General features: G+C 46.6%; 16 protein-coding genes. 4 read left to right on the forward strand and 12 right to left on the reverse strand.

Going from position 1 to position 23680, the window contains the following annotated elements:
* Positions 1 to 10 precede the first annotated feature (10 nt).
* From JT717_RS13125 to JT717_RS28800, 4 genes are all read right to left on the reverse strand, one after another.
* Positions 11 to 2374, reverse strand: coding sequence for an ABC transporter permease (locus JT717_RS13125; protein ID WP_205510936.1), 2364 nt, complete (start codon positions 2372 to 2374; stop codon positions 11 to 13).
* A gap of 147 nt (positions 2375 to 2521) precedes the next feature.
* The gene (locus JT717_RS13130) at positions 2522 to 4957 is read right to left on the reverse strand and encodes an ABC transporter permease (RefSeq protein WP_205510937.1); all 2436 of its coding nucleotides are present in this window, start codon (positions 4955 to 4957) and stop codon (positions 2522 to 2524) included.
* A gap of 16 nt (positions 4958 to 4973) precedes the next feature.
* A complete protein-coding gene (locus tag JT717_RS13135) occupies positions 4974 to 5651 on the reverse strand; it encodes an ABC transporter ATP-binding protein (protein ID WP_205510938.1) in 678 nt (225 codons plus the stop codon).
* 87 nt (positions 5652 to 5738) lie between these two features.
* Positions 5739 to 6995 (reverse strand): efflux RND transporter periplasmic adaptor subunit, encoded by a 1257-nt coding sequence (locus JT717_RS28800; RefSeq protein ID WP_205510939.1) that lies wholly within the window; start codon positions 6993 to 6995, stop codon positions 5739 to 5741.
* A gap of 306 nt (positions 6996 to 7301) precedes the next feature.
* Between JT717_RS28800 and JT717_RS13145 the strand changes: the two genes are divergently transcribed.
* Together JT717_RS13145 and JT717_RS13150 are read left to right on the forward strand one after the other, a co-directional pair.
* Entirely contained in the window at positions 7302 to 8660 is a 1359-nt protein-coding gene (locus tag JT717_RS13145) for a sigma-54-dependent transcriptional regulator (protein WP_205510940.1), read from the forward strand.
* A gap of 122 nt (positions 8661 to 8782) precedes the next feature.
* Positions 8783 to 10126 (forward strand): sensor histidine kinase, encoded by a 1344-nt coding sequence (locus tag JT717_RS13150; protein ID WP_205510941.1) that lies wholly within the window; start codon positions 8783 to 8785, stop codon positions 10124 to 10126.
* Between the two features lie 85 nt (positions 10127 to 10211).
* Here the strand turns inward: JT717_RS13150 and JT717_RS13155 are convergent, their stop codons facing one another.
* Together JT717_RS13155 and ychF are read right to left on the reverse strand one after the other, a co-directional pair.
* The gene (locus tag JT717_RS13155; protein WP_205510942.1) at positions 10212 to 10718 is read right to left on the reverse strand and encodes a hypothetical protein; all 507 of its coding nucleotides are present in this window, start codon (positions 10716 to 10718) and stop codon (positions 10212 to 10214) included.
* 259 nt (positions 10719 to 10977) lie between these two features.
* The gene (ychF, locus tag JT717_RS13160) at positions 10978 to 12075 is read right to left on the reverse strand and encodes a redox-regulated ATPase YchF (protein ID WP_205510943.1); all 1098 of its coding nucleotides are present in this window, start codon (positions 12073 to 12075) and stop codon (positions 10978 to 10980) included.
* Positions 12076 to 12279: 204 nt separating this feature from the next.
* On the opposite strand from ychF, the gene JT717_RS13165 reads away from it, so the two are divergent.
* Positions 12280 to 13683, forward strand: a complete 1404-nt coding sequence (locus JT717_RS13165; RefSeq protein WP_205510944.1) for a nucleoside recognition domain-containing protein — start codon at positions 12280 to 12282, stop codon at positions 13681 to 13683.
* 85 nt (positions 13684 to 13768) lie between these two features.
* Here the strand turns inward: JT717_RS13165 and JT717_RS13170 are convergent, their stop codons facing one another.
* The 6 genes from JT717_RS13170 to JT717_RS13195 all read right to left on the reverse strand — a co-directional run bounded on the left by JT717_RS13170 (position 13769) and on the right by JT717_RS13195 (position 22172).
* A complete protein-coding gene (locus tag JT717_RS13170; RefSeq protein WP_205510945.1) occupies positions 13769 to 14518 on the reverse strand; it encodes a DeoR/GlpR family DNA-binding transcription regulator in 750 nt (249 codons plus the stop codon).
* A 172-nt stretch (positions 14519 to 14690) separates the two neighbouring features.
* Positions 14691 to 15398, reverse strand: a complete 708-nt coding sequence (locus JT717_RS13175; protein ID WP_205510946.1) for a hypothetical protein — start codon at positions 15396 to 15398, stop codon at positions 14691 to 14693.
* A 162-nt stretch (positions 15399 to 15560) separates the two neighbouring features.
* Entirely contained in the window at positions 15561 to 17216 is a 1656-nt protein-coding gene (locus JT717_RS13180) for a RagB/SusD family nutrient uptake outer membrane protein (protein WP_205510947.1), read from the reverse strand.
* A 26-nt stretch (positions 17217 to 17242) separates the two neighbouring features.
* The gene (locus JT717_RS13185; protein ID WP_205510948.1) at positions 17243 to 20461 is read right to left on the reverse strand and encodes a SusC/RagA family TonB-linked outer membrane protein; all 3219 of its coding nucleotides are present in this window, start codon (positions 20459 to 20461) and stop codon (positions 17243 to 17245) included.
* Between the two features lie 99 nt (positions 20462 to 20560).
* Entirely contained in the window at positions 20561 to 21310 is a 750-nt protein-coding gene (locus tag JT717_RS13190) for a DeoR/GlpR family DNA-binding transcription regulator (protein ID WP_205510949.1), read from the reverse strand.
* A 403-nt stretch (positions 21311 to 21713) separates the two neighbouring features.
* On the reverse strand, positions 21714 to 22172 hold the full coding sequence (locus JT717_RS13195; protein ID WP_205510950.1) for a hypothetical protein: 459 nt from the start codon (positions 22170 to 22172) through the stop codon (positions 21714 to 21716).
* 354 nt (positions 22173 to 22526) lie between these two features.
* On the opposite strand from JT717_RS13195, the gene JT717_RS13200 reads away from it, so the two are divergent.
* Entirely contained in the window at positions 22527 to 23627 is a 1101-nt protein-coding gene (locus tag JT717_RS13200; protein WP_205510951.1) for a Gfo/Idh/MocA family protein, read from the forward strand.
* Positions 23628 to 23680: the final 53 nt, after the last annotated feature.

The following is a 23680-nucleotide window of genomic DNA, read 5'->3' on the forward strand; positions in this document are numbered from 1 at the left end:
ATTGTAAATGTTATTCGCTCCGTAATGATTTAACCGGATCGGCCAATGCTGCTTTTATTGCCTGCGTGCTTACGGTGAACAGGGCAATCAGCACGGCCAGAAAACCTGCCAAAACAAATACCCAACCCTGTATAGAAATACGGTAATTGTATTGTTGCAACCAATCCTGCATTAACCAGAATGCCAATGGGGACGCTATAAGGCCGGCGATGATCACCAGCAATACAAATTCTCCTGATAACAACAGCCAAAGATTGGCTACTGATGCGCCCAACACTTTACGAATGCCTATTTCTTTGGTGCGCCGTTCGGCCATAAATGCCGTTAAGCCGAACAAGCCCAGGCAGGAAATGAAAATGGCCAAACCTGCCAATATGCTGGCCAGTTTGCCAACCTGATTTTCTATCAGGAATTTTTTACCAAATTCTTCATCAACGAATTTGTATTCGAAGGGCAATGCCGGATTGTATTTTTCGGTTATGGGCTGAATTGCTGTCAGTGCTTTTGCAAGATCTGCTGATGTGGAAAGCCGCACCAACATCTCAGAGGTGTTTGTGTTACTGAAAAGAATGAGGGAAGGGGATACCGGCTTAAAGGGACTGCGCATAACCATATCCTGAACAACGCCTATTATAGTAAATTGCTCATCGTTCCAGTTTATGATTTTGCCTAATGGTTCTTTATACCCGATCAGCTTTTCGGCTGCTTCATTGATCAGGATGGCATTGCTGTCGGTTTTATAAGCTCTTGAAAAACCCCTGCCTTTCGATATTTTTATTCCGGCGGTTTTTTCATAGTCCCAGTCTGTCATCACTACATCAAACGAGGTAATAGCACCAGGCGTTTTGCCTTGCCAGGTAAAATCACTCCAACTGTTTCTGACCTCTGTCAATGGGCTCGATACCTGTGCCACCGATTCAACATACCCCGTGTTTAACAAGTCCTGTTTCCAGGCTTCATAATTTTTTTGAAGATCATTGCTCGATGCAATGGTTAACAGATTATTGGGATTATAGCCCAGATTACGGTCTTTCGCATGTTTGATCTGTTGAAATACGATCACAGTACATACAATTAACCCAATGGAGATGGTGAACTGTAAAACAACGAGCGCCTTACGAAATGAAATGGCCGCTACGCCTTGTTTCAATGTGCCCTTTAACACCTTTACAGGTATAAACGATGACAGGTACAAAGCTGGATAACTGCCTGCTATAAGGCCGGTGATAATACAAACAGTTAATAACGATGCCCATAACGATACATCTCCAAACCGGAAACGAATTTTATCAAAGCCGGAATCGTGCAGTAAGGGTAAAAACAGTTGTATTAAAAGGATGGACAGTAAGAAGGCTACAAACGTGGTGAAAACAGATTCAATGAGGAACTGGGCTATAAGTTGTATTCTACGTGACCCTACCGCTTTCCTTATTCCCACTTCTTTCGCACGTTTTTCAGAACGGGCCGTTGATAAATTCATAAAGTTGATACAGGCGATCAGTAATATGAAAATGCCGATGATGGAAAACAACCTGATATATTCTATTTTCCCGCCCGTATTTGCCCATTCTTTATACTCATTATATAAATGCCATTGTTGCAATGGCTGAAGGAACAATAGTTGCGTAATGCCATCTTTGCGTTTTTGCATCACCAGGGGTTCAATCTTTTTGGAAAGGGCCTGCATGGAACTGCCTTCCTTCATTTCCACGATATACATCAAAAAGTTATTTCCCCATTGCGTTTGTGCATTTTTTATTCTGTTGAACCGGAACTTAAAGGCATAAGGCGCCAGGAAATCGAAAGTAATGGAAGAATTATCCGGTACATCTTTGGCTACACCGCTAACCTGTACGGTATATTGATTATCTAATTTTATAGTTTTACCAATGGGGTCTTCTTTTCCAAATAAAGCAATCGCCAGTGATTCTGTCAATACTATACTATTGGGGTCGTTCAGGGCAGTAGCTGCGTTCCCATGTACAAGCGGGAAGGAAAACATTTGCAGAAAGTCAGCATCAACATACAACCCGGTTTTGCTGAATTTACTATTTCCTGCCATCAGGCTGTAAGTACCATCATCAATGCGGGATAGTCTTTTTATTTCGGGGTAGTTTCGCTTCAGTTCATCATATAAGGGAAGCGGCTGACTGACGGCGGTATTTTTCTGGTTATTGAATTTGGTGTGTTTGCGGATGATAGCGAGCCTGTCTTTATTTTTATGAAAAGTGTCGAAGCTGGTTTCATACTGTATCCATAAACCAATCAGCAAGGCAAAGGCCATACCAATGGCCAGTCCAAAAATATTTAAAAAGGCCAGCCCTTTGTTTTGCCTCAGGCTACGCCAGGCGGTCTTGAAATAGTTTTTAAGCATAGTCTTGCTTTTTGATTCTTAATCTTGACCTTAATCGTTTAAAAGATGCTGTTGCCAGTTACCGGTTTCCGGTTACCGCCCTGTTCGGTGAAGGAAGCGGGTGCGGTTTGTATTTCCCGGTAACGGGTAACTGGTACCCGGTACCAGTTATTCCGTTCTTAAACTTTTCACCGGATTTGTCAAAGCAGCCTTAATGGCCTGAACACTCACCGTAGTAACGGCTACGAGCAGGGCAAAAAAACCGGTCACTGCAAATACCCACCAGGTAATATTTATCCGCCAGGCATACGCCTGCAGCCAGTCATGCATCACATACCAGGCGAGGGGAGATGCCACCAGCAATGCTATGGCGATAAGCATTATAAACTCTTTCGACAACAGGGCCACTACATTGGTCACTGTGGCACCCATTACTTTCCTGATGCCTATTTCCTTTGTGCGGTTCACTGCCGCCAGCGCTGCCAGGCCAAACAAACCCAAACAGGCGAGGAAAATAGAAATGCCGCCGGCCCAGCCTGCAATGGCGCTCCAGCGTTTTTCGTTCTTATAAAAATTGTCGAATTTTTCATCGAGGAAGTGGTATTCGAAAGGTGCATCGGGCACCAGTTTTTTCCAGTTTGCATCGAGCAGGGCCAGGTGCCTGCGGGGATCACCTGCCTGCAATCTTACGAAGATGCGGGAAGGTTCCAGGATTGCCGGGCGGTAGAACATTTGCGGTCTTACAGTATGGGTAAGATCTTCAAAATTGAAGTTGCGGGAAACACCAATGATCTTTTTAGTGGCAGCATCGCCTTTGGCATTCCTGATCTCCATACCCAAGGCTTTTTCATTGGTTGTACCCAATACCTGCTGTACCAGGGCTTCATTCACTATCACGGCGCCCATGCTGTCTGAGGCGATGGAGGGATTGAAATTCCTTCCGGCAACCAGCTGTATGCCCATGGCGTTGAGAAAATTATAATCGCCGGGATAGGCAATAACCCCCTTCACCTGGCCAAGATGATCTGTAAAGCCCCAACCCATTTGTCCTTCCCCTGATCCCAGTCCCATTTCCGATGCTGTTACACTCAGAATGCCGCTTTGGGACTGGATCGCCTCTTTATACAGGGGATAGATCTTTTTTGAATGGATACCCTGCGCATTGATCATGACAACGTTCTCTTTATTGAACCCGATATTCTTCGAACGGATGTAGGATAGTTGTTGCAGGATGATGATGGTGGAAATGATCAACCCGATGGACAATACGAACTGCAGAGTTACCAGTGAGCGGGTGAACAGGTTGGCGCCCCCCACGCGGATCTTTTGCTTTAATACTAGAATGGGTTTGAATGATGATAAGACCAGCGCTGGGTAACTGCCCGCCAGCAAGGCTACCAACAGGGTAAGGCCCACGAGCAACCAGGGCAGTTCGGGAAAACGGCTGAGGGAGAAGCTCAGCTTCCGGTCGGCCAATTGATTGAACAGGGGCAGCAGGGCATGGGCCAGTATCAATCCGGTTATGGCAGAAGCCACACTGAGCAGCAGGGATTCTGCCAGGAATTGTCCTATGAGTTGTGTACGCTGGCTGCCCATTACTTTTCTTACGCCGATCTCTTTGGCGCGGCCCGCGGAACGGCCGATGGCCAGGGTGGTAAAATTGATACAGGCGATGAGTAATACGGCGCCGGCAATAGTGATCAGCAGCCAGATGTTTTTGGGGTCGGTTCCTCCCTCGATCTGCGGGTTCGTGTGTATATCGCGTATAGGTTGCAGCCGGAAGCTTGTTTGGATCTCCGGTTCTTTTTTCTTTTCGGCCTTCTTCCCTTTTTTGCGCGGTTTCTGCTCCTCGCTATAATATTTTTTTCTGAACAGGTCGAGCCGGTTTTGTTCATACGCCAGCCGGCTGCCCGGTTTCAACTGCACAAATGCTTCCAGGCCGATGGTCATATACCAATCCTTATTGCTTTTTTGCACCTCGGGATGGTTGATGATGCGCTCAAAACTGCAGAGGAGGTTAAATTTTACGGAAGAATTGGCCGGGATGTTTTCTGCCACTGCACTGATGGTATAGGGTTCAAAGGCGCTGTCTGTTTTTATTTCGAGGATCCTGCCAACTACATTGGTAGTGCCATACAATTGCAATGCCTTTTCTTTGGTGATAACAAGCTGGTCGGGTTGCTGCAAAGCTGTTTTGGCATTGCCGTAGATCAGGGGAAACGTAAAAATATTGAAGAAAGAATTGTCGGCATAGGTTATAGAGGTATTAAAGATCCTGTCACCAGCTTTCATAAAGCAATCAGCGCCCTTTAACCGTACAGCGTATTCCACGTCGGCGAAATCGCGTTTCATGGCTTCTGCCACGGGCGTGTACATACCGCCGGAGCCGCCGGGTGCCCGGCCTTCGCCCTGCCACCATTCAACAACGCGGTAAATGCGGCCGGCATTTGTATGGAAGCGATCGTAACTGAATTCATGAACCGCGTATAACAGGAATAAACTGAAGCAGGCAATGCCTACTGATAACCCGAATGCATTGATGCCGGTAAGCACTTTCTGCTGTGCCAGGTTGCGAAAAGCGATCTTGACATAATGTTTTATCATGGCTAATGTTTTGGCCTTACACCATAATGTTTTCAAGTACTGTTTGTCCATCGAGCATACGTATAATGCGATGGCTGTACCGCGCGTCGTGTTCGCTGTGTGTAACCATTATTATGGTGGTGCCCTGTTCGTTCAGGTCGGTCAGCAGGGACATTACTTCATTCCCATTGCTGGAGTCGAGGTTACCGGTAGGCTCATCCGCTAAAATAAGTTTGGGATTATTCACTACGGCACGGGCTACCGCAACGCGTTGCTGCTGACCACCGCTCAATTGTTGGGGATAGTGATTGCGGCGGTGCATGATCTGCATTTTATCCAGCACTTCTTCGACGCGTTTTTTACGTTCGCCCGATTTAACGCCCGTATAGATCAGCGGCAGTTCCACATTCTCGAAAACCGTGAGCTCATCGATCAGGTTAAAGCTTTGGAATACGAAGCCGATATTGTGCTTGCGCAGTTCGGCCCGTTTACGCTCGTTGAAATGGGCTACCTCGATGTTGTTGAACAGGAAGCTGCCGTTATCGGGGTCATCGAGCAAGCCGAGGATGTTCAACAGGGTCGACTTGCCACAACCCGACGGGCCCATGATGGCTACAAATTCGCCTTCTTTAACATCTATGGAGATTTTATTCAATGCCACCGTTTCAACCTCTTCAGTACGATAGATTTTTTCGAGATCCCTGATCTTTATCATGTGATGGATGATTTGATTGGTTGTTTAAAAATTATTGATGAAATGATGAATGGGCAACAGTTCCCTATCATCAATTACCATAATGAGTCATTCTTTCTTCAGCACCAGTTCCTGCATGTTACCATAGTTTTCATAAGAGGAGGTAACTACCTTGTCGCCGGGCTTCAGTCCTTCCAGCACTTCATAATAATCCGGGTTCTGGCGGCCCAGCTGAATATCGGCTTTATAGGCCGTTTTACCATCTTCACTAACCTTGAAGATCCAGTTGCCACCGGTGGCCTGGTAAAATCCGCCTTTGGATACCAGCACTGCCTGCGTTTCATCGCTCAGCGCCAGCAAGACCTGCAGGGTTTGTCCGCGCCGGATATTCTGCGGCACTTCGCCTACAAACTCCATATCTACCTGGAACCGGCCGTTTACCACCTGGGTATATACTTTCTTTATCTTGAGTTTATAGTCTTTGTTCGACAATGTAAACTTAGCGGTTAAGCCGGTAAATACATTGGTGATATAGTGTTCGTCAATATCGGCCCTGATCTTGAAACCGCTGGTGGCGTCTATTTGTCCGAGCCTGGTACCGGCACTGATGTTCTGGCCGATCTCAGCGTCGAAAGAGGTGAGCTGTCCGGCAATGGGCGACTTCACCACCAGGTCGCCTACTTTCTTTTTCATCAGGTCCAACGCTTTTTTCATATTCAGGTACGACTGCTCCTGTTGCTGCAGCTGGATCTTATTGGTGGCAGAATCCTGCCGCATAATATCTTCCGTTAGTTTTTTTCGGCGCAGCTGGTACTGGTAGGCGTTCTCTGCCTGTTGGTATTCCTGGGTACCGATCACTTTTTGTGCAACCAGTTTCTTATTCAGGTTATATACCCGTTCTGCCTCTTTGAGCGCATTGTCTACTTCGGCCATCTGGTTCAGGCGCGAGACGGTATTTTGCTGGGCATTGTTGCGGGCTATCTGCATTTGCGTTAATACGTTGAACACGCTGGTTTCCTGGTTGGCCAGGCTGAGCTCCAGGTCGGGATTGCTTAAACGCAGAATGGGCTGTCCTTCCTGCATCATGGTGCCATCTTCAACAAATTTCTGTTCTACGCGGCCGCCTTCCTGGGCATCGAGATAAATGGAAGTTTGTGGCAATACGATGCCGTTGATAGGTATGGTTACCTGGAAGGGACCCTGTTTCACTTCACTGATGGTGATGCGTTCGGTATCTACATTCAGCCGGCTTTTTCCCGACGTAAAATAAAAACTGCCCAGGATCAGTAATACGATCGCCGATATTCCTGCAATGCTTAAGATGCGTTTTGGGGTCCACGTTTTTTTAGCGATAACTCTATCCACTGTATAAGTTTTTTATGTAATCCGAAGGCCGGTGCCCGATGATCTTCCGGGCAGCCCGGCAACTGTTTGGCTTTCCTGCCATTCCTTACCGTAACAATATGCCAGAATATAAGTTAGGTGATTTACAGGAAATTAGAGGCCAAATGTATACATGGCTGTTCGCAACCAATACAACCGGTGTTCGCTTTTGATACAATGGTATAAACGCGTGGTTCTTTCGTAAAAAATTGTTTGCCACGCCTTTGTAATTATGGTATAATTGTAGTGACGAATGTTGCATCTACACTGAAATCTTAATTTAAAATTATGTTATTGAAGAATGCTACCATACTTGTGATCGATGATGATGTGGATGTGCTAACGGCTGTGCGGCTGCTGTTGAAAACAGAAGCAAAGGAAGTTGTGACTGAAAAGAATCCGGAGAATCTTCGCTGGTTATTATCGAAACAAAGCTTTGATGTGATCCTGCTTGATATGAACTTCAATAGTTCGATCAATACCGGTAACGAGGGTTTGTTCTGGTTGAAGAAGGTGAAAGAGTTTAAATCGGAGGCGGCCGTGATCATGATAACGGCCTATGGCGATATTGACCTGGCGGTGCGTTCGCTGAAAGAAGGGGCTGCTGATTTTGTAGTAAAGCCCTGGCACAACGAAAAGCTGATCATAACGATAAAGGATGCGCTAAAAAGAAAGGAAAGCAAATCCAGTTCACCGCCTGTACGCAGCAGCGATTCCATTATAGGCACCGAGTTGCTGGGTGAGTCAGATATAATGGCCGATATTTTTTACAAGATCGAAAAGATCGCACCTACCGATGCCAATATTCTTATTCTTGGCGAGAACGGAACCGGTAAAGACCTGATAGCAAAAGCCATTCACCAGCATTCATTACGCGCCAAAAAAGCCTATGTAAAAGTGGATGTAGGCGCGCTTACGGAAACCCTCTTCGAAAGTGAGCTGTTTGGTCATAAGAAAGGGGCTTTTACCGATGCGCGGGAAGACCGCGTAGGCCGTTTTGAAGCGGCCAATGGCGGTACCCTTTTTCTCGATGAGATCGGCAATATCTCGCTGCATCAACAGGCCAAATTATTAAGTGTATTACAAAACCGCCAGGTGATCAGGCTGGGTACGAACGATCCGGTGCCTGTTGATATCCGGCTTATTTGCGCTACCAATGTGCCGCTGGCAGAACTGGCGAATGAAAGCCGTTTTCGCAAAGACCTTATTTACCGCATCAATACGGTAGAGATCATGGTGCCGCCCTTACGAAAAAGAGGCAACGATATTATTCTGCTGGCAAAATATTTCAGCCAGTTGTACAGCAACAAGTACCTGAAGCCGGTAATGGAATTCGATGATAAGGCGATCGAGAAATTGCTGAACTATCATTTTCCCGGTAATATCCGCGAGTTGCAGTATACGATTGAACGGGCGGTGATCATGTCAGACGGGCATGAGCTGCAGGCGACTGACCTTATCTTTTCACCGATTGAATCTTCCTCTGCCCGCGAAAAAGAACCCGATGAGCTGAACCTAAGCGCCGTGGAAAAGAATACCATTCTGCATGTTATTGAAAAGCACAATGGCAATATTACGCGCGCTGCGAAGGAACTGGGATTAACTCGAACGGCGCTGTACAGACGATTGAGTAAATACGATATCTAATGTGATAATTTGATAATGTGATAATGTGATAATTTGATAATGTGATAATGGGATAATGAATACGGGGCGAGGGAACCACAAACGACAAACCACAAACCACAAACCACAAACAATAAAATATCTTGTTTTATAAACGTTTTGAATGGCGGATCATTTTCCAGGTCTTATTTCTTTTTGCAACCCTGGCCATAGCATCATTCCTGCTGGTAAAAGGCTATTATGTATACATGGTGGCCATGGCGCCACTGATCATCTATGGCATCGTTGAATTATACCGTTTCCAGCGAAAAGCGCATGCCGAGCTCGATCAGTTCGTTGAATCGGTACATTACCGGGATTTCTCGCGCTATTTCGATGTAAAACATGCCCCCCTTGAACTGCAACCTTTGCGAAAAGGGTTCAACGAGATCAATTCTACGTTTAAGGTAATGAGTAAGGAAAAGGAAACGCAGTTCCAATACCTGCAGAAAATACTCGAACTGGTAGATACGGGCATTTTGTCGTACCGCGAGCATAATGGCGAAGTGGTTTGGATGAACGAATCGCTGAAGCGCATGCTGCAATTGCCTTACCTGAAAACCATTCATTCCCTGTCCCGCCGGGATACGGAACTGTATCGCCAGGTAACTTTACTGAAACCGGGGGAGACAAAGATCGCCACTGCGCATTCTGAAAAAACATCGTTCAAATTATTGATGTCGGCTACGGCCTTTCAAACGGAGGGAAGCAAGTTCAAGCTGATCGCTTTTCAGAATGTTAGTGAGGCGCTGGATGAAACGGAATCAAAAGCCTGGCAAAAGCTGTTGAGCGTAATGACGCATGAGATCATGAATTCCATTGCGCCCATTTCCTCATTGGCCGAAACATTGAAATACCGTTTGCAGCAGCTGGCCGAACGGCCGGAGATGGAGTCGGGCTCTATGGATGACCTGGAGCTGGGCATCGATACTATTAAGAGAAGGAGTGAAGGTTTGCTGAAGTTTGCAGAAACCTATCGAAACCTCAATAAGATCACTACGCTCAATTTGAAAAAGATCTATGTGCGCGACCTGTTCGAAAATCTGCATCACCTGATGCAGCCCACACTCGATCAAAAGAATATTGAGCTGGAAATTGTATTGAAAGACCCCGACCTGGAACTGGATGCTGATACCAACCTGCTGGAGCAGGTGCTGATCAACCTGGTGGTGAATGCCATGGAGGCAGTGAAAGAGCGCCCGGCTCCGCGTATTATCTTATCTGCTTATTATGCCAATAACCATCGAACGGTGATCAAAGTAGCAGATAATGGAATTGGAATGCCGGAAGAGGTGCTGGACAAAATATTCATTCCTTTTTTCAGTACCAAGAAAAGCGGCAGCGGTATTGGCCTGAGCCTGTGCAAGCAGATCATGATGCTGCACAAAGGCAATATTCAGGTGCAATCAGTAGAAGGGCATGGGACTGCCTTTATGATGCAGTTTTAGTCAATGTGCTGATGTGCTAATGTGCTGATGTGCTAATGTGCTAATTAGCTAAATAACTGCCCCGCTTAAAACTTAGTCATTTTTTTTACGTAGTCAGGGTTACCCGCTTTGCCAGCCAGCTGTCTTTAACGGGGATCAGCCAGTTGTTTTCCAGTTCCTCTTTTGTTTGCACGAGGTTGTTGAAATAGAGCGTATCAGCGGAAATGAAGTTATTATCAACAGCGTATTGCAATTGGGCGAGCGGCAGCATTTGCACTTTATCTTTTACCTGAAAGGCCAGCATCTGCCGGTCGAACATATTCACCTTGAACAACTGTTCTATTTGTTTGATGAGGCGAACGGAGCTGTCGGTACTGCAGCCACTTACGCCGGTAGCGTGTTCGTCGGCCATGAGCACAATGAACTGGCCAAAGAACAGGTTGGCATATCCTTTTACCGGGGCGCCATGCGATTGCCAGTTGGCGGTAAAGCTACTGAGCAGTTCCTCAATATGCAATGCTTCGCTCATCATAAACAACCGGCTGCTCTGGTAAACCCAAACCCTCGAATCCGGTGCAAAGTCGGCCGGTATCAGTTCTCTGTAATCTGTCATGGTGCAAAATTAATACAAATCGGTTACTTCCTTGTATTACAATGCGAAACAATGAAAGTTTGATATTAAGGGATTTATATAATGCCGGGGGAAGTGCAGATAATGTGAGAACTTATTTTAAATGAATAGTGGCATATAAGCCCATGATCATTACTACAAGAATTATTAAAGTGCCAAGCAACCATTTTTGTAATAAATAATGAAACAAAAAACGGTCAGGGCACAGCCCCGACCGCTATAAAAAGTTCCTGTATTGAATTTATACATTAAACCTGAAATGCATCACATCGCCATCTTTCACCACATAATCCTTACCCTCAATGCGCAATTTACCGGCTTCGCGGCAAGCGGCTTCTGAACCATAAGTGATATAATCGTTATAAGCGATTACTTCGGCTTTAATAAAACCTTTTTCAAAATCGGTGTGAATAACGCTGGCGGCCTGCGGGGCTTTCCAGCCTTCGTGGATCGTCCACGCGCGTACTTCCTGTACACCGGCAGTAAAGTAAGTTTGCAGGTTCAGTAATTTATAAGCTGAATGGATCAGGCGGTCGAGGGCCGGTTCGGTCATTTTGTATTCTTCCATGAACATCTGCTTGTCGGCCGGATCTTCCATTTCACTGATCTGGGCTTCAATGCTATTGTTCATGATGATCACCTGTGCATTTTCGCCTTTAACGGCTTCCTGCAAAGCAGCTGAGAACTTATTACCGGTATGCATACTGGCTTCATCTACATTCGCCACATAAAGCACCGGTTTTTCGGTGAGCAGGAAGAGGTCGGCAATGGCCAGGCGTTCCTCTTTGGTCAATCCCATTTCGCGGATGCTTTTGCCTTTTTCCAGGTGCTCTTTGCAACGTACCAGTACGTCATATTCCACTTTCAGCTTGGGATCGAGGCGGGCCTGCTTTTCAATACGGCTCAGTTTCTTGTCAACGCTTTCCAGGTCTTTCAGCTGTAATTCAATATCGATGATCTCTTTATCGCCTACAGGATTAATGGCGCCCTCGTCCCGTAAAATGTTCTCGTCCTCAAAACAGCGGATCACGTGAATGATGGCATCCACTTCACGGATATTACCCAGGAATTTATTACCTAATCCTTCCCCCTTGCTGGCGCCACGCACCAGGCCGGCTATGTCCACAATTTCGATCTGCGTAGGAACAATACGGTCGGGATGCACCAGCTCTGCCAGCTTTTGCAACCGGGCGTCGGGCACGTCAACCAGTCCAACATTCGGATCGATGGTACAGAAACGATAGTTGCTGGCTTGTGCTTTGGCACTGTTGCTCACTGCGTTAAATAAAGTCGATTTCCCAACGTTCGGTAATCCTACGATTCCTGCTTGTAAAGCCATTTTACTAGTTTATTGTTTGTGGTTTGTGGTTTGAGGTTATTGCCGTCTTTCGATCTCACGATCAATGGCCGGCCTAATACGCAACCAGCTCGAAACACAGAACTTAGAACTTAGAACTGTTTTCGGGGCGCAAAGATAGGGTATTACGGGGTGATAAAATATGGCCGGATTCCTTTATCTTGAGCGCTTAATCTTATTTCCCTTATGGCATTAAGTCGCATCTGGAGTGCCTTTATCATTGTTTCCATTTTAGTTGCTGGTATTCAATTTCTCGCCGGTGGTCAAAAGCAGGTTTTCAGTTCCATGGTCGTAGGAAAACGGGGGGATTCTGTACAGGTTAAAGAAATGCCTGTGGTTGCGGCTGAACCTTCGCTGGCAGCAGCCCTGGATACCATGGGCCGGGTAAAACAGGGCGACCTGATCTACCGCAAGGAAGCCGATAAAGTGGTGGCCGTAAGGGTACAATCTGCCAACGGTATTGTAGACACCTGCTGGGATGCGGTAGATCTCTGTTTGAAACTGATCGGCATCCTGGCCCTCTTCATGGGTTTTATGAGTATTGCGGAAAGGGCCGGGGGTATTAACCTCTTGTCGCGCATTATCGGACCATTCTTCTCAAAACTATTTCCCGAAGTACCGAAGGGCCATCCGGCCATGGGCCATATGATCATGAATTTTTCAGCCAATCTATTGGGGCTCGATAATGCGGCCACGCCTTTCGGCCTGAAGGCCATGCAAAGCCTGCAGGAGCTGAACCCGAAAAAAGAGGTGGCCTCCAATGCCCAGATCATGTTCCTCTGTTTGCATGCCGCGGGCTTTAACCTGATCCCCGTAAGTGTTATTGCCGTAAGGGCGGCCCAGCATGCGAGTGATCCTACAGATGTATTCCTGCCTTGCATGATCGTGACCTTTGTGGGTACCATGACGGCCATGTTCATTGTTTCTTTCCGGCAAAAGATCAATTTGCTGCAGCCGGTTATCATCACGTGGATCGCAGGCATATCTGCGGCGGTGGGCCTGCTCGTCTGGTACCTAACGACCCTCGATGCCAATGGCGTGCAGTTCTTTTCGAGCGTGTTGAGCAACGGGCTGATCCTGGTGGTGTTCCTGTTGATCGTGCTGGGGGCGGTATATAAAAAAATTGACGTATTTGACGCTTTTATAGACGGGGCGAAAAATGGTTTTGAAACGGCGATCCGCATCATTCCTTACCTCGTTGGGATCCTGGTGGCGGTAAGCATGCTGCGCACCAGCGGTACTTTCGATGTGATCATGGAAGGCATCAAGAACTTTTTTGCATTCCTGGGCACCGATACCCGTTTTGTAGATGGACTGCCTACCGCGCTGATCCGTCCATTAAGCGGCGGCGCCGCCCGGGGAATGATGGTGAGCACCATGATCGCCAATGGGCCCGATTCCTTCGCAAGCCGCCTTTCTGGTATCTTCCAGGGCGCCTCGGATACTACTTTCTATGTGGTGGCGGTTTATTTCGGTTCCGTTTCCATCAAAAATACCCGCTATGCCATTGGCTCCATGTTACTGGCCGACCTGGCGGGCGTTATTACAGCGATCATCTTGGCGTATCTCTTCTTTGGGAATGCCGCTTGAGCGATGTGCTGATTAGCTGATATGCTGATGTGCTAATTAGCTGATGTGCTGATGTGCTAATTAGCTGATGTGCTAATGGAATGCGTTACAATACCTGAATGCCTGCGTCTTTATACGGCTTTAATTTAGGATCATCGGGTGGTAATTCAGTGATCAGAACGTCTATATGCTGGATGTCGCAAATATGAATGGGCTGCAAGGTGTTGATCTTTTCGGAAATGGTGAGGCAGACGATTTTTTGGGCCGACTGGATCATGGCTTTTTTCAACTGCACGACTTCCCAATCATTGTCGGTAGTGCCATGTTTGAGGTCGATGGCATTGATGCCCAACAGGCAAAGATCGGCATTGATCTGTTTTATTTTGGCAATGGCTTCGGCGCCGATGGTGATCTTGGAACTTTTTGAAATGCGGTCGCCGATCATGATCACGTCGATGGTTGGGTGCTGCATATATTCCAGGATTGCCGGTATGCTGCCCGACATGAAGGTGGCTTTTAACTGACGGGGCAGGGCACGCGCCAGCTCAATAATGGTGGTGCCGCCACTCGTGAGCACAAACATGCCGTTTTGAATGAGGGTAGCTGCTTTGCTGGCAATGATCTTTTTGTGATCCTGTGAGTAAACATTTTCAGTGGGATAATAAACTTCGTTGAAGGAGTGGCTGAGCGCGCCCCCATGTACTTTTATGATCTTGCCTTCATCCGCCAGTTCCTGCAGATCCCGCCGGATCGTGTCTTCAGACACGCGGATCTCCTGGCTTAATAAAGAAGAAAGCACCTTATTGTGCAGGTTAACCTGGTGCAAAATATAGGCCTGACGCTCTTTTTTTAGCATATGCAGTGTATGTGGTTACATGTCAAATATAACCATTTGCCGCATAAAATTGCATGAAATCGGAAAGAAAACGCGGTTTATGGGGTTCTTTTTGCCTGTTATGCCGCCGGTTTGCGGTTTTCTGCTGCTTAAAAGCTGCTTTGGCGCATCTGCGGTATGGCCGAAAACCCCATCAATTCGATTCTCCATTGATGGCCGCAAAAAGAGCTACAATGTCTTTGTCGAGCCCCACGATCTTGTTGTGTAATTGAATATGTTTATCCAGAAATGCGGCGCGTGTATCATACAATTTATCGGCCCGCCCGGTCAGATCACAAAAAGCGCCCCTGAAATCGTCAAAGTTCTCATCAAGACTGCAAATGTCGATCTCCATATTCTTATAATCGCGGATGATGGGCGAGAAATAATGCTCATCAAATTCGTCAAATTGCTGTTCCAGTTTTTCCTGCTGTTGTTCGGTAGTCGCATATTCATGCTCGGCAGTCTTCAACCCCTCGACATAAATATCAAAGCTGCGATTAAAGTTATGTAACTCGGTAAGCAGGGGCTGGGTGTCGTAACAAACGCGTTCGCTTTCATCAATAGTTTCTATTTCACTTTCCGACAAGGGGCCGCCTTCTTCCAGATAATGCAACATGGGTGTTAGCAGCAGGTACTCGTTCTGCAGGTTCTCAAAGATCAGCTGGCATTGTTGCAAGGGTTTTACCGCCGAGGTATAGTATGTTTCTAACCGTGTTATTACTTGTTTATACGCCTCTGCGCTGTTGTGCAGTTCGACGTATTTTTCAATGGCTGTTTGTTCGAGTGCACTCAGGGGCGCTTCGCTCACATAATCCAAACGTATAACGTGGAAAGGGTGGTTAATGATCGTTGGTTTCATAAACACCATTTTATATAAAGCTACCGATTATTAACGCAAGATGTAATGCGTGGCGGATTTTTAATTAACACAAGATGTGCTGCGTACACCAAATGAAAGAAGGCCCCTGTTCCGGCGCAGCCGGAACAGGGGCCTTCAGGCTTGTTACCCTGTGCGTTGGGTTTATTTCCAACCCGGGTTCTGCATAGAACTTTGCATGTCTGCCGGGTACAAAAGGATCTGGTTCGTAGGCACTGCAGATAAATAATTTTTTGGGTCAATAAATACACGCTGACTGGTAGCGGCATACGGTGTAATATAACCCTGCGCATTTCTTTTGATATCCGGATTGGCTGGTACTTTGGCGCCCAGGAAAATATCAGGGTTCAATTTGCTATCCATATAGGGGCCTTTTTTCCAGCGCATGAGGTCCTGGTAGCGGAAACCATCCATCATCAGTTCTACCCGTCTTTCGCGGCGGATCTCCCAGATAAGGGAGGACAGCTCCGGATCTTTTTTGGTATCGGTAAATCCGGGGTTTACTGTCAATGGCGCTACACCTGCTCTTGCTCTCAGCTTATTGATGGTGTTATCGAGGTCGCCCTGGGTAATCGTATATAATCCCATATTATCCAGCTCGGCAGCCGCTTCTGCATAATTGAGATAAATTTCCGATAAATAGAACAAGGGTGCATCGGTAACATTGGTGTTGATGCCGGTCTGGATCTGTTTTAAAGTGGTAGTATCTGGTAAGAACTTGGTCACGCGGTAGCCTGTTGTGGCCGTAAAGCCATTTTTAGTGTGCCCCAGGTAATACAGGTAGGTTGTATCTATTGACAAAAGCAATCTTCTGTCGCGGTTCGCCAGCACTTTATTGAGGCCGTCGTCACCGGCATATAATGGGGACACAGAAATCGGTTTTCCATCAGTGCACAAATACGATTCTACAGCTGATTTGCTTAAGCCACTGATCACGGTACTGCTGTATAAATACGCAATAAGTGAGTGCATGAGATAAGTAGGTTCATACCTTTTATACAGGATCACTTCTTTGTTGGGCGCTAAATTATCTGCGTTGTAGATAGAGAGGTAGTTGTTACCAAGTACATATGGGCGGGCCATCAATGCCTGAGAAGCAGCTTTGGATTCCGTGAGGTATTTGTCTGCATCGGGCAGGCCCAGCTGTGTATGGTATTTGCGATAGGTACCCTCGTATAAGCAAACTCTTGATTTCAGGGCGAGGGCTACATCTTTATTTACCGTGTTCGGAAGGTCGGCCTGGCGCAGATTCGCTATTGCGAAATTCAGATCGGCCAGCACACTGTCCATTACCTGCTTGCGTGGTGTGCGGGGTTTATACAATTCTTCGGTATCAGTAACTTCATAAGAACGGCTATACCACGGTACATCGCCAAAGCTTTGTACCAGTTTATAGTATTGCAGGGCCCTGAAGAAGCGGGCTATTCCGCGCCAGTGGTTCTTAGCATCATCACTCATGGCCACCACATCAATACGTTCGAGCATTACGTTTGCTTTCCTGATATAGGTGAACGTCCAGTCGCCGTTCGTAGCTGGCGTGGTTTGCTGGTATTGTGAAAAACCCGACGGGAGCTGGTCATCGGTAAAGGTGGTAAAGTAAAAATCGCCATTGGTGCTGGAACCATTCCCAAAACCAGGGAATAAATTATAGAATTCCCAGTTATAGGCCCGCACACTGTTCTCATCTTTCCAAAACTCCGGATCGGTTAATGTATCGGGATTGTCTTTATCAATGTATTTGCTACAGGATGCGCCTGCCAGCAACATCAATAGGAACAAATAAGCTTTATTAAATTTCATATCGTGAAATTGTAAGTGTTGATTGTTTAGTAGGTGATCTGGATGCCGAAAGAAAACTGCCGGTTGAAGGGGTATGTTCTACCCGTAAAATTCAATCCGCCGTCTGTGATCTCCGGATCGATCGGGGCGCCTACGTTTGAGATCTCGGCCAGGTTTTGTCCGCTCACATAGAACCGCAGCTTCTGGATCTTATAGCGGCTTAAGAGGCTGTTGGGCATGCTATAACCGATCGACACGTTCTTTAACCGGCAGTAAGCCAGGTTCAGCAGGTATTTCGATTGTGGGTAAAAGTTATTGCTGCCGTTCAACAATCCACCGATGGTACCGGTTTGGTTATTGGGGTAAGGTGAAGGATAGCGGGCATCGGTATTATCGGGTGTCCAGAAATCCATCTGGTTGGCATATAAGATATCGAGGCTTTGATACATGGGCAGAATGGTATTGCCAATGCCCCACCAGCTGCGTTTACCCACGCCCTGAATAAAGATGTCGAGATCAAAGTTTTTCCAGCTGCCGCCAATACGCATATTATAAATATAACGGGGCTGGGTATTGCCGATCACTTTGAGGTCGCCATGGTCTTCGAGGGTCATTCTGCCGGCGCTAATGGTGTCGTCATTATTCAGGTCCTTGTATTTGATGTCCCCGGGACCGAAATCAAAATTCCCGGTTTCCAGGTTCTTTTGATACGGTGATTTGGTTACATCTTCTGCAGATTCAAAGAACCGGTCGGTTTCAAAACCCCAGATCTCTCCATAGGTCTTTCCACGATAGTTCAGGCTGCTGTTGATAGACATGTTGGGGTTTTCCCATTTTGTGAATACTGTTTTATAGTCGCTGAAACCAAGGGTACCATACAGCACAATGTCTTTTCCAATGGTATAATTCGCGTCGATGCTGATCTCATAACCACGGGCGCGGAAATTACCTGCATTTACATATGGGCCCGCTACGCCGAAAGATGCGGGTACAGCTACCTGTTGGATCATACCCTTGGTATTGCGTTCGAACCAGTCGAAGGTGATACCAATGTGATTATTGAGAATGCGGGCGTCGAGACCGAAGTCAAGCGTGTTCACGCGTTCCCATTTCAATGATTTGGCTACTGCAGAAGGCTGGCTGATGCTTTGCGCATAAATGCCTGAATTGTTTAACCAGTTAGCCTGGGTGCCTGTCATAATGGTTTGGTACAGGCTTCTTCCGTTAGAAGTAATGTCCTGGTTCCCGAGCTCACCATAGGAGGCGCGTAATTTCAGATCACTTACATAAGGTGTGGCGAAGTCCATAAACTCTTCCTGGCTGATGCGGTAACCGGCCGATACTGAGGGAAAGAAAGCCCAGCGGTCTTGTGGCGGGAACAATGAAGAACCGTCGTAACGGCCATTCAGCTCTAACAGGTATTTTTCTTTATAGTCATAGTTGATGCGGCCAAAATAACCGGCAAAGGCTTTTAGACCATGTCCGTTCTGGCTCCAGCCCCTGGGAACATTGGAAGAAGAGGGGCCGCCGCTCCAGTCACCGGCAGCCGTATTGAATTCAGGCTGTGATGGATCCAGCAAGCCTTTACGTGATACGAAGTAGTTGATATTCTCATTGTCTTCGGCATTGATACCAGCGATCACTTTCAGGTTATGGTCGCCGAATTTATCCTGGTAAGTAGCAAAGGAGTTGAGTGTATTTACCTTTAACCGGCCGTTTGTATAGAATAATGCATTTTGTGAACTGGCGATATCGCTGAGGGTAAGCGCGCCGGCTGTCCAGTAATCCCAGGCGATTACAGGGCCACTGGCTTCATTACGCAGGATGTTATCGCGGCCGATGGTGTAATCGGTGCGGATATTTAATTTTTTGCTGATCTTGATGGTAGCGCCGAGGTCGATCCGTTGGTAGTTGCTTACGACTTTGCTTTTGCTGGCTGCTGCCATATAAGCGGAGTTGGTCCTGAAATATTTACCCTGGTAAGTACCATAGGGGAAATAAGAACCCCAGCGCCAGAAATAATACCAGTAGTTCTGGTATTCATACGGGTATTCATATTCGAAGTTGCGGAACAGGGTCTTTGCACTAACATCGAGCCAGTCGGTCACCGTAGCATTAACACCTGCGGTAATATTGTATTTTTTTAGGGCATCGGGGTTCATTTTCATGATACCGCCATCATAGCTGTAGCCTGCGGATAAGTAATAGTTGATCTTTTCACTGCCACCGGCGATATTCAGGTTGTGCAGTTGAGAAAAGGTGTATTTATGCAACATTTCTTTTTTCGGATCCCATACTTTATAGAAGTAAGTACGGCCATCAGGCAGAATATCCCAGTCTTCCCCTTTCACCATTTCGAGGCCATTCTTGCCGGCATAATTATTTTTCCAGTTAACAATGCCGTCTCTTAATTTAAGCAGGCTCATGCCAAACGTCTCCGGCTGCAGTTTGGCCCTGACGGCCGCATCGTGTATTGCCTGCAGTTCATATTCCGGATCGGCAAAGTCGGGCATGATGGTGGGTTTGTTCCAGGAGAAGTTATTGGTATAGGAGATAGTAGCTTTTTGATTTTTACGGCCCGATTTTGTTTTGATCAGCACCACGCCAAAAGCGGCACGCGCTCCATAAATAGAAGCCGAGGCGGCATCTTTCAGTACCGAAATGCTTTCAATATCCTGTGGATTGATGATCGAGAGATCGTCTGTTTGTACATTGTCGACCAGGATGAGCGGGCGGGCAGAGCCATTGATAGAACCGACACCACGAATGGATACACTGGCGTCGGAGGTTAATCCACCATTACCATATTGGATCGTTAAGCCGGGTACAATACCCTGCAATGCCCTGGTAGGATCGTTGAGGGGTTTGCTGCCAAAGGTTTTGTTTACATCAACGGTGGCAATGGCGCCGGTAAGATTTACTTTCTTCTGGGTGCCATAGGCTACAACCACCACCTGGTCGAGGGATGAAGTGGCTTCCAGGCTGACCTGGTAAGTAGCAGTGCCGGCAACGATGGGGATCCGTTGTGCTTTGTAACCGGTATGCGATACTTCAATAAATTGATCCGCATCGGTTATTTCCAGGGTGAATTTTCCGTCGATATCGGTAATAACGGCTTTTTTGCTTTTACCAGTGATGACATTAGCACCGGGAACAGGGGCGTTCGTTGCTTTGTCGTGAACCTCGCCGCTGATCGATTGGCCAAATGCAGCGCTGATCAAACAGCTGCATAACGCCATCAGTGCAAGGAAACGGGCTTTTCTCATAAATTGTTTTTTTTAGTTAGTAGGAAAGTGCTTTCGAACCTGTTGGTTACAGGCCGGTTTTTACGGTTATTGGAGCTCGTTGTACCTGAGGGTTGCGAGTTAGAGCACCTGGATACCGGCATCGATATAAGGCTTCAGGATCGGCGCATCGGGTGGCAGTTCGGTGATGAGCACGTCGATGTCGGAAATATTGCAAATGTGAATCGGCTGCAGGGTATTGATCTTTTCTGAAATGGTGCAGCACACCACTTTGCGGGATGAATCGATCATGATCTTTTTCAGCTGTGCTATTTCCCAATCGTTTTCAGTAGTACCGCGTTTGATGTCGATGGCATTGATGCCGAGGAAACAGAGGTCGGCATTGATGTTCTTTATTTTGGCAATGGCTTCTGCGCCGATGGTGATCTTGGCATTTTTGGAAACGCGGTCACCGATCATGATCACTTCAATATTAGGATGCTGCATGTATTCCAGGATGGCCGGAATACTGCCTGAAATAAAGGTGGCTCTTAAGGAGGGCGGTAATGCGCGGGCCATTTCTATAATGGTAGTGCCTCCGCTGGTAAGCACGAACATGCCGTTTTCGATCAAAGCGGCTGCTTTTTCAGCAATAATTCTTTTCTGATCCTGCGAATACACGCTGGGACCGGCGTAAATAACATCGTTGAATGAATGAGAAAGGGCGCCACCATGCACTTTTATCAGTTTGCCTTCTTCTGAGAGTTCCTGTAGATCGCGGCGGATGGTATCTTCCGACACACGGATCTCATGGCTAAGCAGGGAGGAAAGTACTTTGTTATGCAGGTTAACCTGGTGCAGGATATATGCCTGACGTTCTTTTTTCAGCATATGCGTTAGTTGGTTTCAATTCAAATATAAATTGAAATGCAGCATTAATACGCAGAAAATGGATTAAATCTGTATGAATAACGCATAAAATAGGGAATTTGAACCATTCCTTCGTCTATTTGTGCAGGTTTTTGCAGTTATTTATTATGTAGAATGTAAAATGGAGTACTTGATAAGAAAGAAGAAGCATAGCACAATTAGCTAATGTGACAAATGGCGATGTGCTGATGTGCTGATTTGCTGATTTGCTGATTTGCTGATGTGCTGATTTGCTGATTTGCTGATGCGGTCATCCCCCGGCTACAAGCGGGATGTGTTGTCATAATGAATGCAGTTCCGGTGAATAGCTCTGGCTTTTTGCCATTTGCTTTAAGCGTTCAGCCTGGAGTTTTCGCCTTCCGCTTTATTTTATAACGAACCGGATCGTGAACGCAAAGGCATCTGGTACAAAGTTGATATCCGGCAGAAAATCCAGTTCCGGTTTCCAGTCTAATGATAGATTCACCGGCGCATTGGTGAATTTGTAATCAAGTCCCACGATACCGGTAGGTCCCAGATAGGTGTCACCATCCTGGAAACCTACATAGGCGCCGGCTCCATAGAACCAGCTTAATCCCGGCGTATTGAATTTATTATGGATCTCGAGCAATGCACCAATGCCAAAGCGGTTGCCCCAGGCAACGATGCCTTCAATAGCCGTTTTATCGGTTGCAAAGAATTTACCCGAAATGGCGCTGCTTAAAGTAGGAGAGGAGTTACTAAGGCGTACACCAGCTGCAAACCGGTAATCCTGGGCGGCAGCCCGCTGGCATACAAACATAAAAAACAGTATAACGGGCAGGGTTATGGAGATCCGCTTCATGAAAAACATTTTTTGATTTCCAATGATAAAATACAATCTCTACAAACAGCTATGGAATTACCACGATAGCAAACTGCACAACTGAACCCTTACCAGCTGGTGTATTGATCAATGGTTTCACCCGCCGGTCGATCGGGCGGGTTGTATAATGAAAACGAAAATAGTGCCAAAGGTATTGATTAACTGTCTGTTAAAGTAGTTGACACCTTTTTTAACGTATAATTAGTCCATCGCCGAAGGCAAGCCTTTACGCTATAATGTTGCCATATACAATGCTGCGTTTTAAAAATAGCTTAACTTCACTACAGTTGCCACCTGAGTGGACGCCATTATGAACCTTCAATTCCTGTTACAATGAACACTATTTCCCGCAGACGTGTAATTAAAACGATTGCTGCTGGCAGCGGCATCCTCTTACTTTCTCCCGATACTTTGTTCGCCGGTAAACGCCGCTATAAAGATAAACTCGGCGTAGCGCTGGTTGGACTAGGTTATTACAGTACCGATCTACTGGCTCCGGCATTACAGCAAACAAAACACTGTTACCTGGCTGGTATTGTTACAGGCACGCCTTCCAAAGCCGAAGCCTGGAAACAGAAATACAATATTCCGGATAAAAATATTTACAACTACCAGAACTTTGATAGCATTGCCAATAACCCGGATATTGATGTGGTATACGTTGTATTGCCTCCTTCTATGCACAAGGAATATGTGATCAGGGCCGCCAATGCCGGCAAAGAAGTGTGGTGCGAAAAGCCTATGGCTTTAACGGAAGCAGAATGCAGCGCTATGATCAATGCCTGTAAATCAAACAAAAAATCACTGGCTATTGGTTACCGCCTGCACCACGAGCCCAATACACAAGCCTGGCGTAAGATCGTTAAGGAAAAGCAATTGGGCAAGATCACGAAAGTGAACTGCGCGGCGGGTTATCGCGATAACCGCACCGACCATTGGAAACAGAAAAAAGAAATGGGTGGCGGCGTTTTATACGATATGGGCGTATACTCCATACAGGGAGCAAGGCTGGGCACCGGTATGGAACCCATTGCCATCGTTTCGGCCCAAACTTCTACCACCCGACCCGAGATCTATAAAAACGGATTGGATGAAACAACCATTGCCACCCTGGAATTTCCGGGTGGTGTAATGGCCGATATCAAAACCAGCTTTGGAGAAAATGTTAATTTTCTCAATATTACCTGTGAAAAGGGTGAAATTAAAGTACAGCCTTATTCGGCGTACAATGGACAAAATGCTACCAGTCCACTGGGCACCATCAATCATCCTTACAGCATCCCATTTCAGCAGGCCAAACAAATGGATGATGATGCGTTGAGCATTATGCAAAAGAAACCCATGCTGGTACCGGGTGAAGAAGGCTTACGGGATATCAGGATCGTAGAAGCGATCTACAGATCGGCCAATACAAAACAGCGGGTTACATTATAAAGACAGTCATGAAGCTGAACCATGTTGTACCTTTCAACAGGCACAACATGGTT

It is taken from the genome of Longitalea arenae (genome assembly GCF_016924755.1).
GTDB classification, from domain to species: Bacteria; Bacteroidota; Bacteroidia; order Chitinophagales; family Chitinophagaceae; genus Niastella; species Niastella arenae.

What these genes read in the sequence shown, in the direction of transcription:
- JT717_RS13125 (WP_205510936.1), bottom strand. Translation starts at nt 2,374, where the DNA reads ATGCTTAAAAACTATTTCAAGACCGCCTGGCGTAGCCTGAGGCAAAAC.
- JT717_RS13130 (WP_205510937.1), bottom strand. Translation starts at nt 4,957, where the DNA reads ATGATAAAACATTATGTCAAGATCGCTTTTCGCAACCTGGCACAGCAG.
- JT717_RS13135 (WP_205510938.1), bottom strand. Translation starts at nt 5,651, where the DNA reads ATGATAAAGATCAGGGATCTCGAAAAAATCTATCGTACTGAAGAGGTT.
- JT717_RS13145 (WP_205510940.1), top strand. Translation starts at nt 7,302, where the DNA reads ATGTTATTGAAGAATGCTACCATACTTGTGATCGATGATGATGTGGAT.
- JT717_RS13155 (WP_205510942.1), bottom strand. Translation starts at nt 10,718, where the DNA reads ATGACAGATTACAGAGAACTGATACCGGCCGACTTTGCACCGGATTCG.
- ychF (WP_205510943.1), bottom strand. Translation starts at nt 12,075, where the DNA reads ATGGCTTTACAAGCAGGAATCGTAGGATTACCGAACGTTGGGAAATCG.
- JT717_RS13165 (WP_205510944.1), top strand. Translation starts at nt 12,280, where the DNA reads ATGGCATTAAGTCGCATCTGGAGTGCCTTTATCATTGTTTCCATTTTA.
- JT717_RS13170 (WP_205510945.1), bottom strand. Translation starts at nt 14,518, where the DNA reads ATGCTAAAAAAAGAGCGTCAGGCCTATATTTTGCACCAGGTTAACCTG.
- JT717_RS13175 (WP_205510946.1), bottom strand. Translation starts at nt 15,398, where the DNA reads ATGAAACCAACGATCATTAACCACCCTTTCCACGTTATACGTTTGGAT.
- JT717_RS13180 (WP_205510947.1), bottom strand. Translation starts at nt 17,216, where the DNA reads ATGAAATTTAATAAAGCTTATTTGTTCCTATTGATGTTGCTGGCAGGC.
- JT717_RS13185 (WP_205510948.1), bottom strand. Translation starts at nt 20,461, where the DNA reads ATGAGAAAAGCCCGTTTCCTTGCACTGATGGCGTTATGCAGCTGTTTG.
- JT717_RS13190 (WP_205510949.1), bottom strand. Translation starts at nt 21,310, where the DNA reads ATGCTGAAAAAAGAACGTCAGGCATATATCCTGCACCAGGTTAACCTG.
- JT717_RS13195 (WP_205510950.1), bottom strand. Translation starts at nt 22,172, where the DNA reads ATGAAGCGGATCTCCATAACCCTGCCCGTTATACTGTTTTTTATGTTT.
- JT717_RS13200 (WP_205510951.1), top strand. Translation starts at nt 22,527, where the DNA reads ATGAACACTATTTCCCGCAGACGTGTAATTAAAACGATTGCTGCTGGC.